11 protein-coding genes are annotated in these 13,608 nt (G+C 68.7%); 8 read left to right on the forward strand and 3 right to left on the reverse strand.

Features of this window, described 5'->3' with window-relative positions; genetic code table 11:
• The first annotated feature begins 22 nt into the window (after positions 1-22).
• The 5 genes from ACZ7SW_RS07555 to ACZ7SW_RS07575 are packed head-to-tail and all read left to right on the forward strand — an operon-like array spanning position 23 to position 5,826.
• On the forward strand, positions 23-2,134 hold the full coding sequence (locus ACZ7SW_RS07555) for a hydantoinase/oxoprolinase family protein (protein WP_470229568.1): 2,112 nt from the start codon (positions 23-25) through the stop codon (positions 2,132-2,134).
• Positions 2,134-4,107, forward strand: a complete 1,974-nt coding sequence (locus tag ACZ7SW_RS07560) for a hydantoinase B/oxoprolinase family protein (RefSeq protein WP_470229569.1) — start codon at positions 2,134-2,136, stop codon at positions 4,105-4,107. The genes ACZ7SW_RS07555 and ACZ7SW_RS07560 overlap by 1 nt, the downstream gene beginning before the upstream one ends.
• Positions 4,104-4,388, forward strand: coding sequence for an acetone carboxylase subunit gamma (locus tag ACZ7SW_RS07565; protein ID WP_470229570.1), 285 nt, complete (start codon positions 4,104-4,106; stop codon positions 4,386-4,388). The genes ACZ7SW_RS07560 and ACZ7SW_RS07565 overlap by 4 nt, the downstream gene beginning before the upstream one ends.
• Positions 4,385-5,146 carry an SDR family NAD(P)-dependent oxidoreductase gene (locus ACZ7SW_RS07570; RefSeq protein WP_470229571.1) on the forward strand — a complete coding sequence of 254 codons (762 nt, stop codon included), beginning with the start codon at positions 4,385-4,387 and terminating at the stop codon, positions 5,144-5,146. The genes ACZ7SW_RS07565 and ACZ7SW_RS07570 overlap by 4 nt, the downstream gene beginning before the upstream one ends.
• Complete coding sequence (locus ACZ7SW_RS07575; RefSeq protein WP_470229572.1) at positions 5,143-5,826, forward strand: class II aldolase/adducin family protein; 684 nt, start codon at positions 5,143-5,145, stop codon at positions 5,824-5,826. The genes ACZ7SW_RS07570 and ACZ7SW_RS07575 overlap by 4 nt, the downstream gene beginning before the upstream one ends.
• A 42-nt stretch (positions 5,827-5,868) precedes the next feature.
• Here the strand turns inward: ACZ7SW_RS07575 and ACZ7SW_RS07580 are convergent, their stop codons facing one another.
• A complete protein-coding gene (locus ACZ7SW_RS07580; protein ID WP_470229573.1) occupies positions 5,869-6,384 on the reverse strand; it encodes a DUF4232 domain-containing protein in 516 nt (171 codons plus the stop codon).
• Between the two features lie 231 nt (positions 6,385-6,615).
• On the opposite strand from ACZ7SW_RS07580, the gene ACZ7SW_RS07585 reads away from it, so the two are divergent.
• The 3 genes from ACZ7SW_RS07585 (at position 6,616) to ACZ7SW_RS07595 (ending at position 9,850) form a co-directional block, all read left to right on the forward strand.
• On the forward strand, positions 6,616-7,296 hold the full coding sequence (locus tag ACZ7SW_RS07585) for a response regulator transcription factor (protein WP_470229574.1): 681 nt from the start codon (positions 6,616-6,618) through the stop codon (positions 7,294-7,296).
• Positions 7,293-8,660, forward strand: coding sequence for a sensor histidine kinase (locus tag ACZ7SW_RS07590; protein ID WP_470229575.1), 1,368 nt, complete (start codon positions 7,293-7,295; stop codon positions 8,658-8,660). The genes ACZ7SW_RS07585 and ACZ7SW_RS07590 overlap by 4 nt, the downstream gene beginning before the upstream one ends.
• 632 nt (positions 8,661-9,292) lie before the next feature.
• Positions 9,293-9,850 carry a DUF3558 family protein gene (locus ACZ7SW_RS07595; protein WP_470229576.1) on the forward strand — a complete coding sequence of 186 codons (558 nt, stop codon included), beginning with the start codon at positions 9,293-9,295 and terminating at the stop codon, positions 9,848-9,850.
• 52 nt (positions 9,851-9,902) lie between these two features.
• Here ACZ7SW_RS07595 and ACZ7SW_RS07600 read toward each other — a convergent pair whose 3' ends face one another.
• On the reverse strand, positions 9,903-11,657 hold the full coding sequence (locus ACZ7SW_RS07600; RefSeq protein ID WP_470229577.1) for a trypsin-like serine peptidase: 1,755 nt from the start codon (positions 11,655-11,657) through the stop codon (positions 9,903-9,905).
• A gap of 667 nt (positions 11,658-12,324) precedes the next feature.
• Positions 12,325-12,762, reverse strand: a complete 438-nt coding sequence (locus ACZ7SW_RS07605; RefSeq protein WP_470229578.1) for a GGDEF domain-containing protein — start codon at positions 12,760-12,762, stop codon at positions 12,325-12,327.
• Positions 12,763-13,608 lie beyond the last annotated feature (846 nt).

Below are 13,608 nucleotides of genomic sequence, written 5' to 3' on the forward strand. Positions count from 1 at the left end.
CATCGAAGGCAAAGGGGCCCTCATGGCGTACGTCATCGGCATCGACACCGGCGGAACGTTCACCGACGCCTTCGTCGCCGACCAGCACAACCGGCTCGCCGCGGCCAAAACCCCGTCCACTCCCCCGGATTTCGCGACCGGCTTCCTCACCGCGATCGACGAACTCGCCGCGGAACTCGGCGTCCCGGTGCGCGAACTGCTCGCAAACACCGACTATCTCGTGCACGGCACCAGCTCGACGCTGAACGCGCTGGTGACCGGGGACGTCGCGCAGGTCGGCTTCCTCACCACCCGCGGGCACGCGGACTCGATCAGCATCATGAACCTCGAAGGCCGCTACGCCGGTCTGGGCAGCGACGACATCCAGCACATGGCCCGGACCGCGAAACCCGCGTCCTTGGTGCCCCGGCAACGGATCCGCGAGATCGACGAGCGCGTGGACTACCAGGGCCGCGTCGTCGTCCCGCTCGACGAGGACGGCGTCCGGACCGCAGTCCGTGACCTGCTCGCCGACGGCGCGGAAGCGATCGCGGTCTCGTTCCTGTGGTCTTTCCGCAATCCCGCGCACGAGCAGCGGGTGCGCGAGATCGTGCGGGAGGAAGCGCCGGAGGTGTACGTGGCGCTGTCCAGCGAGGTCAGCCCGCGCATCCGGGAGTACCCGCGCAATGTCACGACGATCATGAACACGCAGGTCGGGCCGAGGCTCGGCAGTTACCTGCGTCCGCTCGAAGCCGAACTACGGGCCCGCGGGCTCACCGGCGCGCTGCTGGTGATGCAGGGCTCCGGCGGCTGCGTCACGGCCGCCGACGCTCCGGCGCACGCGATCACCACGATCGGTTCGGTGCTCACCGGCGGCGTCGTCGGCTGCACGCGGATGGCCGCGTCGCTGGGCCACGACAAGGTGATCTCGACCGACATGGGCGGCACGACGTTCCTGGTCGGGCTGGTCGTGGACGGCAAACCGGTGACCACGACGAGCACGATCCTCAACCAGTACACGATCAGCACGCCGATGGTCGACGTGCACACCATCGGCGCCGGCGGGGGCGCGATCGCCTGGGTCGACCCGGGCGGCAACCTCCGCGTCGGGCCGCGCAGCGCGGGCGCCCGTCCCGGCCCCGCCTGTTACGGCGAGGGCGGCTGGGAGCCGACGGTCACCGACGCCGACCTCGTCCTCGGCATCATCAACCCGGACAATTTCCTGGGCGGGCGCAAGAAACTGGACGTCCAGCTGTCCCGCGACGCGATCGACAAGGTGGTGGCGACGCCGCTCGGCATGTCCGTCGAGGACGCGGCGGCGGCGATCTACGCGATCCAGAACGCCCAGACCGCCGACCTCGTGCGCAAGGTCGTGGTCAACTCCGGCCAGGACCCTCGCGACTTCACCCTCTACGCGTTCGGCGGCGCGGGCCCGATGCATTGCGCGAGCTATTCGGCCGACCTCGGCGTCAAGGAGGTCGTGGTTCCGCTCGGTTCCACCGCCGCGGTGTTCTCCGCCTACGGCCTTGCCGCCTCGGACATCGTGCTGACCGCCGAGCAGTCGCAGCCGGGCGCGATGCCGGTACCCGCAGAGACCGGGAACGAGGTTTTCACCGGCCTGGAACGCGAACTCGAACGCCGGTTGGCCGAACAAGGCTTGACCTTCTCCGCGATCAGCTACGAACGCGAAGCCGACATCCGCTACACCATGCAGCTCGCGGAAGTCGCGACTCCGGTGCCCGGCGGCGAGCTGACCGGCGAGTCGGTGGAGCAGCTCGGCCGAGACTTCGAAGCGAGCTACGAAGCGTTGTACGGCAAGGGATCCGGCTTCCCCGACGCCGGGCTGCAGCTGATCACCTACCGCGTCCGCGCGACCGGGATCCTGCAGATCCAGCCGGAACTGCCCGAACACGCCACCCTGCCCGGCGAGCCCGCCACGAGCGGCGAGCGGGACGTCCTGCTCGACGTGCGCACCGGGCGGCAGCCCGCCGCGATCTACGACTACCGCGCTCTGGGCACCGGACACGAGATCCGCGGACCGGCGGTCGTCGAAGCGCCCACCACCACGGTCGCCCTGCCTCCGGGCACTCAGGCCACGGTGGACCGGCTGGGCAACCTCGTGATCCGTTTCCCCGAACGGAAGGAACACTCCTGATGGCCGTCATCCCCGTCGCCGGTTCCGAGCGATTCGTCCAGTCCGGCGCTCCCCTCGACCCCGAAGCCCGCTTCGGCGATCTGAACCTGCACCGCGTCAGCTCCCACGACGTCGACGCGCTGACCTACGAGGTGGTCCGGCACCGGCTGGTCGCGATCACCGACGACATGGGCGACGCGATCAAGCGGATGTCCGGCTCGGTCGTGGTGACCGACTGCAACGACTTCGGCGCGGGCATCATGGACGAGACCGGCGAAACCGTCCAGGTCGGGTTGTACAACATGCAGCTCGGGTCCGCTTTGGACATGGCGGTGCGCTGGACGCTGGAACATCGCGCCGAGAACCCGGGAATCGCGCCGGGCGACCAGTTTCTCCTGAATGACCCGTGGATCGGCGGCGGCCTGCACCAGAACGACGTCACCGTCCTCGCGCCGCTGTTCTACGACGGTCAGCTGTTCTGCTGGACCGGCGCGGTCGCGCACCAGGTCGACCTCGGCGGGGTCTCACCGGGAAGCTGGTCCGTCGAGGGGCACGACGTGTTCTGGGAGGCTCTGCCGATCCCGCCGGTGAAGATCGTCGAAGGCGGCACGCTGCGCTCGGACATGGAGGACATGTACCTGCGGCGGTCCCGCGTCCCGCGACTGGTCGGGCTGGACCTGCGCGCCAAGATCGGCGCGAACAACGTCGCCCAGGATCGGCTGACCGCGCTCATCGACAAGTACGGCCCGGACACTGTCAAGGCCGTGATGAAGAAGATGATGGGCAACGCGGAATCCCAGCTGCGAGCGAAACTGCGCTCGCTGCCGGACGGAACGTGGTCGGCCGTGGCGCACCAGGACGGTGCGCGGGCGGGCGACCGGGACATCCACAAGATCGTCGTCGCGATGTCCAAACAGGACGACACCTTGACGTTCGATTTCACCGGCACCGACCCGCAGGTCGACGGGATCATCAACTGCACTCTCGCCGGGCTGCGCGGCGGGATCCTGCCGATCCTGCTGACCATGCTGTGCCCGGACATCTCCTGGTCGCCCGGCGGGATCTACCGGTGCGTCGAGATCGTCAGCGAACCCGGGACGATCAACAACTGCGCCTTCCCGGCCGGCATCGGGAAAGCGTCGGTCAACTCGGCCTGGTCCACGCAGAACGCGGTCTCCGAAACCGTCGCGCAGATGCTGAGCACGCACGCCGAACTGAGCCGGTCGGCGATGAGCGTCTGCTGCGGCACCTGGGATCTGACCCTGCTGGCCGGAGTCGACCAGCGCGGCGGCGGCTTCGCCACGATGCTGTGCGACGCGATGTCCGGCGGGCTCGGCGCGAAGGTCGACGGGGACGGCGTCGACACCGGCGGCGAGAACTGCATCCCGATGGGCCGCATCGCCGACATCGAGATCAACGAGTTCAGCTTCCCGATGCTCTACCTCTGGCGGCGCGAGGAGGTCGATTCCGGCGGACCGGGCCGGTGGCGCGGCGGCGTCGGAGCGTCGAGTTGCTTCATCCCCTACGACTCCCCCACGCGCAGCGTGCACCTCGTCGTCTCGGCCAACGGAAAGGCAGTGCCGCAAGCTCCCGGCATCTCCGGCGGTTACCCCGCTGCCACGCAATGGGACGTCCTCGTCCGCGACACCACCGTGCGCGACCAGCTCGCCAACGGCCGGATCCCGCAGACGATCGACGACCTGAGCGGCCAGGCGGACACCCTCCCGCCGCATCTCGAAACCGATCTCGCCGAAGCGGACGTCTACTTCACCCATTGGCAAGGCGGCGGCGGGATCGGCGACCCGCTGCACCGCGAACCCGAACGTGTCGCCGCGGATGTCCGCAACGGCAAGGTGTCCGCTCTCGCGGCGACGGAGGTCTACGGCGTCATGCTCGTGGACGGCGGACCCGACTTCGCGGCCACTGCGGCACAACGCGACCGGCTGCGGTACGAGCGCGCCGGGCTCACTCCGCCGGAAGGAGCGCACCGATGAACCTCGACCTCAACCTCCGCGTGGACGACGCGACCGGCGCGGTCGTCTGCCGCCACTGCGCGACACGAATCGGCGACACCACCGCCGAACCGATGGCCCACGCGCGCCGCCACGAACGCCCCTCCACCGAAGCCGGACCGGGCGTGCACGCCGACCCCGCCGCGTTCGTCGACCGGAAAGTCCTGCTGCGCCAAGCGTTCTGCCCCGGCTGCCTGACGCTGCTGTCCACCGAGATCGTCCCGGACGGCGAACCCTCCTACCGAAGCTGGAGCCTCGCATGACCCTCGACGGACTCGCCGGAAAGGTCGTCGTCGTGACCGGCGCGGCCCAAGGCATCGGCGCGGCCTATGCCCGCCGCCTGGTCTCCGAAGGCGCGACCGTGGTCCTCGCCGACCTCAACCTCGAGGGCGTCCGAACCACCGCGGCTTCTTTCGCCGGTCCTGGCAAAGCCAGCGCGTACGCCCTCGATGTCTCCAGCCGTGCCAGCTGTGCGGAGTTCGCCGCGCTATTGACCGAGGCGCACGGCCGGGTCGACGGCCTGATCAACAACGCCGCGATCTTCTCCACCATCAAGATGAAACCGTTCTGGGAGATCACCGACGACGAATGGGACCGCCTGATGGCGGTCAACCTCCGCGGCCCGTGGCTGCTCGTGTCGGAACTGCTTCCGCTGCTGCAGGCTTCGCCGTCGGCGAGCGTCGTCAACATCGGCTCCGACGCGGTGCGACTCGGCCGCCCCGGCTACCTGCACTACGTCGCCGGCAAGGGCGGCGTGCACGGCATGACGTTCTCGATGGCGCGCGAACTCGGCGAATTCGGCATCCGGGTCAACACCCTGTCGCCGGGCCCGGTCTACACCGAAGTCGCGCGGGAAACCGTGACCCCGGAACAACGCGAGGCCATGCTGCGAGCACAATCCCTGCACCGCCCCGCCGGGGCCGACGACATGACCGGCCTGGCCGCGTTCCTGCTCAGCGACGACGCGAGCTACCTGACCGGCCAGACCCTCAGTGTCAACGGCGGGCTGGTGCACCGATGAGCACGCAACAGGAACTCGTCGCGCTGTCGTCCCGGATCCTGGCCGCCGCCGGACAAGGCGACCTCATCTGGGGCCACGTCTCGTGCCGCGACGCCGACGGGCGGGGCGTGTGGATCAAGTCCGCGGAATGGGGCATGGAGGAGGTCACGCCGGAGCGGGTGCACCTCGTCAACGCCGACGGCGAGGTCGTCTCCGGGGCCGGCCCGCGGCACAGCGAATACCCCATCCACACCGAGGTCATCGCCGCGCGCCCGGACGTGAACGCGGTGGTGCACACCCATGCGCCGCACGCCGTCGCCCTGGCCGCGACCGAACAGGACCTGCGGCCGGTGAGCCATGCCGCGAACCTGTTCGTGCCGCCGGAGGTGCCGCGCTATACCGAGACCGCAGATCTGATCCTGACGCCCGAATTGGGCAAGTCCCTGGCCGCGGAACTCGGCAACGCTCGCGCGGTATTCCTGGTGAACCACGGAATCGTGGCGGTCGGAGATTCGGTCGAAAGCGCGACGGTCGCGGCTGTGGTGCTGGAGCGGGCGTGTGAGCAGCAGTTGCTGACACAGTCGTTCGGCGGCTGGCCTAGTTGGTCGCCACCGGAGGAGTCGCGGGCGAAGCGGGAGCACATTTACCACCCGCGCGCGGTGCAGGCGGTGTGGGATTACTTGGTGCGGCAGTTGCCTTGATCTGGAGGTGCGCTGTCCGGCTGGGCAGCGCACCTCCAGTCGTCAGCGCTCTTGAACCGCCCGCACAGCCAGCGGTCGCTGCCCGGGCAGGTGCTTCGCGCACGCCCGCGCGTTGGGCTCCGCCACGATCGCCGACTCGGTGTTGCCCGGCGGATAAACCCGCAACCCATAGACCGGACGGGGCGCGCAGCTCGCGGGATCGTAAACGTCAACGTCGACCTGGTCGACCCACGCCGTGGCGGATTGGCCGGGTGCCAACGTCAGCCTCGGCGACACCCCAGGTTCGCGTATCCCGGCATCGCCCACCTGGTGCCGGTCCGGGCCCGCGACGTAGGAAACCCCGGGGTGACCGGCCAAGGCGCAGGCGCTGCGGCCGGAGTTGGTGAAGACGATCGGCACGTAGTGGTGCCCGGCCGCCCCCTCTCCCCGGCCGAGGGCGACGTGCAATCCGCTGGTCCGGCACGACGCCGTGAGCGCGGAAGCTGGCTGGGCCACACCGGTCGCGCTGGCGAGTGCGGCCACGACGCCGCCGATTACGAGGTACCGGGCCGAGATCACTGTCGTTCTCCCGTCGTCCGAGATTCCGCTGATGCCTCATCGTGGCAACGGCTGCCCGGCCGTTCGAGAGGCCAAGGACCCTCGTTGAGTCACTGCCTCTTACCGGCAAGGGCTCGCCCCGCCGAAAACCCCGCCTTCTGCGGCTGTACACGAAGGAATCCGCACCCGGCCCGCTCTTGCCGCGATAGGGAACAATTTCTAGGGCATATTCTGCGGCGGAGGGGCGGCCCGATGACGGTGCGAGTCTTGCTGGTCGAGGACGATGCCCTGATCAGCGAAGCGCTTTCGCTCGCGCTCGCTGACCAGGGCTGCGCGGTGACGCAGGCTTCGTCCGGCGAAGAAGCGTTGGAGACTCTCGACGCGGCGAGGGTGGACGTGGTCCTGCTCGACCTGATGCTGCCCGGCATGGACGGGCTCGCCGTCTGCAAGGAGCTGCGCGAGCGCGGCGAACTGCCGGTCATCATCATTACCGCCCGTGCCGACAGCCAGGACGTCATCGCGGGTTTGGAGGCAGGCGCGGACGATTACGTGACCAAGCCCCTCGTCGCGGGCGAGCTGGCGGCCCGTATTCGCGCGTTGCTGAGGCGGGCCGCGCCGGTTCGGCGGTGCTGCCTCCAAGTCGGCGATCTGCTGCTGAGCACGCACGACGAGACCGTTTCCCGCGACGGCGCACCGATTCGCCTCACCCGCACCGAATTCCGGCTGCTGGCCGAGCTGGCCGCGGCCGAGGGCGAGGTGGTCACGCGGGAACAGCTGCTGCACCGGATCTGGGGGCGCGACTACTTCGGCGGAACCCGGCTGCTCGACGTGCACATCAGGCGGTTGCGGCGCAAGGTCGAGCCGGATCCCGACTGTCCGCGCCTCGTGCTGACTGTCCGGGGCATCGGCTACCGCGCCAATCCCCAGCAGTGAACCGGACCCGGCTTTCCTTGCGCTGGCGCGTTTCCGCGGCGTTCGGGCTCGGCCTGCTGGTCGTGGTCAGCGCGCTGTCCGCCGCCACCTGGCACCTCGCCACCGGCTATTTGCTGAACCAGCGCCAACAGAGCGCCGACCGCCATTCCCGCGTCAACGCGCGGCTGGTCGACCACGAGGTCCACTCCCAGTCCGACGGTCTCGCCGAACTGCTTTCGGGCCTTGCCACCGGGCCGAATTCGACCATTCTCGTGTCCCTGCCCAGCGGCTGGCGCATCGCCGGACGCCCGATCGGGCCGAACGACCTCCCGCCCGGTCTGCTCTCCCGGGCCCGTCCGGGCACGCCCGCGCACGAGCGCTTCATCGCCGACGGGGTTCCGGTCCTCGCTGTCGCACAACCGCTCGCCGGGTCGAACGGCTTCTACGTCGAACTGCATCCGCTGCTCGGGCTCGAACGGACCTTCCACCACCTGCGCATGATCCTCGTCGCGGGCACGCTCGCGTGCGGGCTGTTCGGCGTCGCTCTCGGCGCGTGGGCGGCCCGGCGCGCGCTCCGGCCGCTCGCCGCGTTCACCGAGACCGCCGCCCGGATCGCCCGCGGCGACCTGCGCGCCCGGCTGCCCGAACAGGCGGGGCCAGACCTCGCGCCCCTCGCCGCGACGTTCAACTCCACCGCCGACGCCCTCGAACAGCGGGTCCGCCGCGACGCCCGGTTCGCCGCCGACGTCAGCCACGAACTGCGCTCCCCGCTCACGACGATGACCACTGTCGCGGAAGTCCTCGACCGCCGTCGCGACGCCATGCCCGCGCCCGCGCAGAAAGCGCTGCAGCTCCTGCTGTCCGAACTGCACCGGTTCCGCGGCATGGTGCTCGACCTGCTGGAGATTTCCGCCGTCGACCAGGCCGACAACGGCGAGGAACGCGAACTGGTCGATCTCGGCCCGCTCGTCCGCAGCGGGATCGCGAGCAGTCCCGCCCCGCGCCCGGCGCTGGACCTCTCCCCGCATCCCCTGTTGGTGGCCGCCGACCGGCGCCGTCTCGACCGCGTGCTGGCGAATCTGCTCGACAACGCGGCCCGCTACGGGGGCGGTGCCGTCCGAGTGGCCGCGCACGCGCGCAGCGGCGTCGTCCGGCTGGAGGTGGACGACGCCGGCGAAGGGGTGCCCGCTGAACTCCGGGAACGCATTTTCGAGCGGTTCTCTCGGGGACTGCACGCCGGACGACGGGATCCCGATTCGGGAACAGGGCTCGGGCTGGCGATCGTCGCGGACCACGTGTACCGCCACCACGGCCGGGTGTGGGCGGAAGCGAGGCCCGGCGGAGGGGCGCGATTTGTCGTCGAACTCCCCGAAGCGCGCGGGTGACACGCGCCGTTGGCGGGACCCGCCTGAGAGACCATACCTCGGCACGGTCTACGAAGCGACGCATGCACGCCTGCGCAACCCCGGCGATCGATGGAACGCTCACGATCTCGCTGACCTTCTCTATCTCGGCTGCGCGAGCGCTTACGCGGATTTCGTGGTGTGCGAGAGGAAAGCCGCCGACTATCTTGGTCACGCTTGGCGCGGACGCACTGATCAGGCGCGCATCGTCACGACGCTCCGCGCGCTGGTCGCTGAACTTGAGCCTGTGCTGACAACACCGCCAGCCGCAGAATGAGCGCGCACGCTCGCACATCGCCGCCGGCACTCCGTGGCGCATGTGTCCGTGACAACAAACGCCTCGACGTCCACCCGGCCCGGCAACTCGCACCACACCCGACGATGTGGCTTGCGCTTCGAGTGCTCCGCCGCCGTCTCGCTGACGGTGCGTTGACGGCCGTCGCCCAATGATGAATTTTCCTTATACCAGCACGATCCCAGGGCAACTGCTCGTCAAGCGGGACTGCACCGGATCCGCGGTTCGGTGGAGATCAGCTTGGCGAGCGTGGTTGAATGGTCGCCGAGCACGACATCTGGATCGCCAGTTTCAGGTATTCACTGTCGAAGGCGGAAAAATGAACAGAACGCGACCATTGCGGTTCCTCCCTGTGGCCGCTCTGGCGTCTCTCGCAGCATGCGGTTCCCCGGAGAACCACACCGGCGCGAGCGCGGCACCTCCGCCCGGCAGCACGTCGATGTCGTCCTCCTCGCAGAACTTCACCGGCGCGGACCTGTGCGCATTGCTCACCGCCGCGGACAAGGAGACTCTGGGCCTGGCGGGCCCGAGCCAGGCATGGGACCGGCCGCACAAGATGGGCGGCACGCGCCGCGCCCGATGCCAGTGGACCAGCGAGGGCGCCGAGCTGGACCTCACCTTCCACGACGCCGACATCCCGCAGAACACCATGTTCTCGCCCGAGGCGCAGGTGAGTCAGGAGCAGATCCGCGGGCGCGACGCGAAGGTAGTCGCATTTCGGAAAGCACCGATGAATTGCCTGGTCCTGGTGAATCTGCGCGCGCAGGCTCATCTGAGGGTGGACTCGACTCCAAGTGCGGACGCTCCGGAACCGGCCGAGACCTGCGCGTTCGCCAGGCGGGTCGCGGATGCCGCCGCCTCGAGAATCTCCGGTTAAAGCGGCGAGGCGGCGGCACCTGCTGTCGCCGAGGGCGATGTTCCCGCCGAAGCTACTTCGCGACGACGAGAACCTTTTCCCTGCCCAGTTGCGTGCCGGAGTCGACGTACATGTTGACCTCGCCGTCGATCCAGCGGACCAGCAGATCATCGGGGTGGTCGTTGCCGTCGTAGTTGCCCGCGGCCAGGGTGATCGCGTTGGTCCACACCGTGTTCGGCGGTTGAACGCGGTGCTCGCCGTGGAGGCCGGCGTCGTCGATGTCCGGATAGAGAGTGACCTCGCCGTCTGCCCAGCGAACCATGAGGTCCCAGGCATCATTGCCGGCGAAGTCGCCGCTGGTGATCGCTCGGGTGTTCTTCCAGAGATCGTTGGCCGCGGCCAGCTGTTTCTCGCCGTGGAAGCCGGTCTGGTCGAGGTTGGAGTACAGGGTGAGTTCACCGTCGGACCACCGCACGATCAGATCGTCGCGGCGAGCGTCGGCCACACCGAACCTGCCGCCGGTGATGGCCGCGGCGTTTTTCCACAGCTCATTCGGTGGCATCAGCTGGATTTCACCGTGGAAACCGGATTGGTCCACCCCCGGGTAGAGCGTCAGCTCACCGTCGACCCAGCGTACGAGCAGATCGTCGGTGGCTCGGCCGGCGAACCTGCCCGAGGCGATGACGGCGGCGTTCTTCCAGAGTTCATTGGGCGCGGCGAGCGTGTACTCGGTGTCGAACCGGGCGTCCCCCGCCGCATGGTGGAGGCTGACTTCGCCGTCCGCCCATCGCACGACCATGTCGCTGAATTTGCTGTCGAGCTTGCTGCCGGCTACGAAATTCCCCGACGCGATGCCGCGTTCGTGCTGCCGCCACACCTCGCCAGGCGGCAGCCCGCCGGTAGGCGGACTGGGAGCGGAACCGGCCACGGCGGCGTCGTACAGCCTCCGGGCGTCCGCGCCGAAGTAAGAGCTGTAGGACTCGTTGTCGTTGGGCCCGCCGTCGTGAAAGCCGCCGATCACTCCGATGACATCTCCAGTGGCGCCGTTGAAGTCGTTGACGAACGGCCCGCCGCTCGTGCCGCCGCTGTAGCCGTTGCACGAGATCTTCAGGAAGTCTCCGGGCCATGGTCCCGGCGAGCTGTGTTTCGTCGTGGCGGAGGTGCAGCGCAACGGCCGGGGCTGGTCGCCGGGGTAGCCGACCAGATGCACAGCGGGATGGTCGAAGCCCGCATCGGTGCTCAGCTTCAGACCGCCAACGACGTCCTCGACGTTGCGGCCGCCTTGCGGCTCCAGTTCCAGAAACGAGACATCCCATCGCGCGGCCTTCTCGTTGCCGAGATCCAAGTACCGCTGGTCTATCCAGATGTGCCCGGGTTTCACCGGGAACAGGCCGAACGGCTCCTGACCGCCGCGAGACTGCGGCACGAAAGCCAAGGCCTTCTTCGTTTCTCCGATCATGCAATGCGCCGCGGTCAGCAGCAGATTCCTGCCCGCGCTCGACACCACGCTCGCCGTGCAGAACCTGTTGCGGTCGTCTGTCGTGACAATCTGTCCCGTCACCGGGTAGCCGTCGAACGGCTCGCTTCCGGTGGGGATCCGGTTCCCGGGAGCGATCGCGCCGTCCGCACCGTGCGCGGAGACGACTGGCGCGGCCTTGGCCAGACGACCCGGGTTCCAATACCGCGCCGCTTCCTCCGCACGCCATCCGTTGATCGGGTAGTACTTGTCGAACCATTGCCGCCATTCCTCGTCCGGCGCTGTCGCCGACGGTGCTGGCTTGCGCTCGTTCTTCCCCGCAGTGATCGACGCGGCGAGCGCGTCTCGCATCGGCCGTGTGGCCGCACCACCCGCTTTCGCCGAAGCCAAAGTCGTCCCCAACTCCGCGCGCAGGTCACTGTCCTGACCGGCGGTTCCCGGACCACGCTGCTGCGCGTGCCGTGCCGTCGCAGCGTCCTCGCGCGGAGGCACAGCGCCCGCGCTGATCCCAGAAAATGCCAGCGCCAGAAACACCGAGAACCCACCGGTAACTGCCGCGCTCGGCAAACCCCGTCTTCCCACCGTGTTCCGTCCCTCCTCGCATAAGCCCAACCGCCGTTGTGCCCGCGCCAGGACAGCTTTATTCAGCCTCTCCTGGGTTTGGCGATACTGGGGATACCAGCCGACGACCCCGCCCGTTGGCTGCCATGCGCTCGTCCGGCGGCCGGATTCGCCATTTTCCGACTCGAAGCAACAGCACCAGGATACGGGATTTCCCCGGTCCGATGGTGCAGCGGCAGGGATGTTCATCTGGGCTGCACTCGGCGGATACGGCGAACGAGAAGCGAATTTCCGGTCGACACGGACGCCTGGCCCGAACGAACCGGAAACTCTGGCCGCAAACATAACCTCGCTAACCAGGAAGGACCATATGTCCTAGAAACCACCGCTGAACAGCCCAGTCTTCGCTCAGTTCGGTTCGCTCCTGGCCGAGCACCCGCTATACCGCATAGCGAGTTCAGCGATTGTCGGCCACAGTCATCAACCCCTGCAGCGTTCGTCCTGCCCCGGGAAACGACACCGCACCGATGGAAACACAGACTCGAGTGGACGAGTCAGCATATTCCGAGCAGCCATCGACGATTCGCTGTCGAATTCTCTCCCCCGCAGCGAAAAGTACGCGTGATTGAGTGCCGGGTACCAGAGCCGCGAACTCGGCACGGCCAAGGCGTCCGTACAAATCGTCTCCGCGAACCTCATCGCGAAGCGCGTCGCCGACATGTCGAAGCACCTGGTCCGGGACCAGACAGTGCTCCGGGTAGCGGCCTTCGACCAGGTATTCGATCCGCACCAGCGCAGAGGCGGACACCAGCCGTCCGTGGCAACTCCGGGTGCCAGCGGGTCGGCGCAGTCGTTCGCTCCCCCTCCACCGCCGTCGTCTCCAGCACAGCACCACCCGCCAGCCGCTTGGGCCTGCACCCCAGGCCCGACATCGACGCGCACGCGGCCGCGGCGCTCGACGGCTCGGACCCCGCCTCCGCCCTCTACCTCGACCGCCTCGTCGACGAACCTCAGCCCGGCCGCTACCGCCTGCACGACCTCATCCACGCCTACGCCGAGGTCGTGCTGACCGAAGAGCCACCGCGCGAACGGGACCGCGCCCGGGCCCGGCTCCTCGACCACTGCCACTGCACCGCAGCGCACGCGGCCGCGTTCATGCCCGGCGACGGCACACGCCCTCCCCGCCACCACCACGACGCCATCGCCTGCACCGACGACCCCCTGCGCTGGCTGCACGCCGAACGCGTCAACCTCCTCGCCTGCGCCGACTACGCCGCAGACCACGACCTCCCGCATTACACGATCGGCCTCTCCACCGCCCTGCACGCCTTCCTGCGCCCCTGCGGGCGCTGGGACCAGGCACGCGCACTCCACACCACCGCGCTCCGGGCGCTACGGCCCAGCCACAATCGCCGCAACGAAGCCGTCATGCGCAAACCTCGGCGCCATCCACTACCTGCTCGACTCCTACACCGACAGCATCGCCAGCCTCGAATCCGCGCACACCCTCTACCGGTCCCTCGAAGACCCCCTCGGCCAAGCCAACGTCCTCAACGTCGTCGCCCACCCTCCGCCACGCCATCGGCATGTACACAGAAGCAGCACACGCCGCCCGATGGGCGCAGAAGCTCTACATCACCCTCGGCGACCCCGCGGCCACGCCATCACCCTCGGCGCCATCGCCTGCTCCCACCGCCACAGCGACGCCGCCGTCGACCACCAATCGAAGCCCTGCGCCTCT

The sequence above is a fragment of the Amycolatopsis sp. NPDC114484 genome (assembly GCF_055633755.1).

What these genes read in the sequence shown, in the direction of transcription:
- ACZ7SW_RS07600 (WP_470229577.1), bottom strand. Translation starts at nt 11,657, where the DNA reads ATGCGAGACGCGCTCGCCGCGTCGATCACTGCGGGGAAGAACGAGCGC.
- ACZ7SW_RS07585 (WP_470229574.1), top strand. Translation starts at nt 6,616, where the DNA reads ATGACGGTGCGAGTCTTGCTGGTCGAGGACGATGCCCTGATCAGCGAA.
- ACZ7SW_RS07575 (WP_470229572.1), top strand. Translation starts at nt 5,143, where the DNA reads ATGAGCACGCAACAGGAACTCGTCGCGCTGTCGTCCCGGATCCTGGCC.
- ACZ7SW_RS07565 (WP_470229570.1), top strand. Translation starts at nt 4,104, where the DNA reads ATGAACCTCGACCTCAACCTCCGCGTGGACGACGCGACCGGCGCGGTC.
- ACZ7SW_RS07570 (WP_470229571.1), top strand. Translation starts at nt 4,385, where the DNA reads ATGACCCTCGACGGACTCGCCGGAAAGGTCGTCGTCGTGACCGGCGCG.
- ACZ7SW_RS07595 (WP_470229576.1), top strand. Translation starts at nt 9,293, where the DNA reads ATGAACAGAACGCGACCATTGCGGTTCCTCCCTGTGGCCGCTCTGGCG.
- ACZ7SW_RS07555 (WP_470229568.1), top strand. Translation starts at nt 23, where the DNA reads ATGGCGTACGTCATCGGCATCGACACCGGCGGAACGTTCACCGACGCC.
- ACZ7SW_RS07560 (WP_470229569.1), top strand. Translation starts at nt 2,134, where the DNA reads ATGGCCGTCATCCCCGTCGCCGGTTCCGAGCGATTCGTCCAGTCCGGC.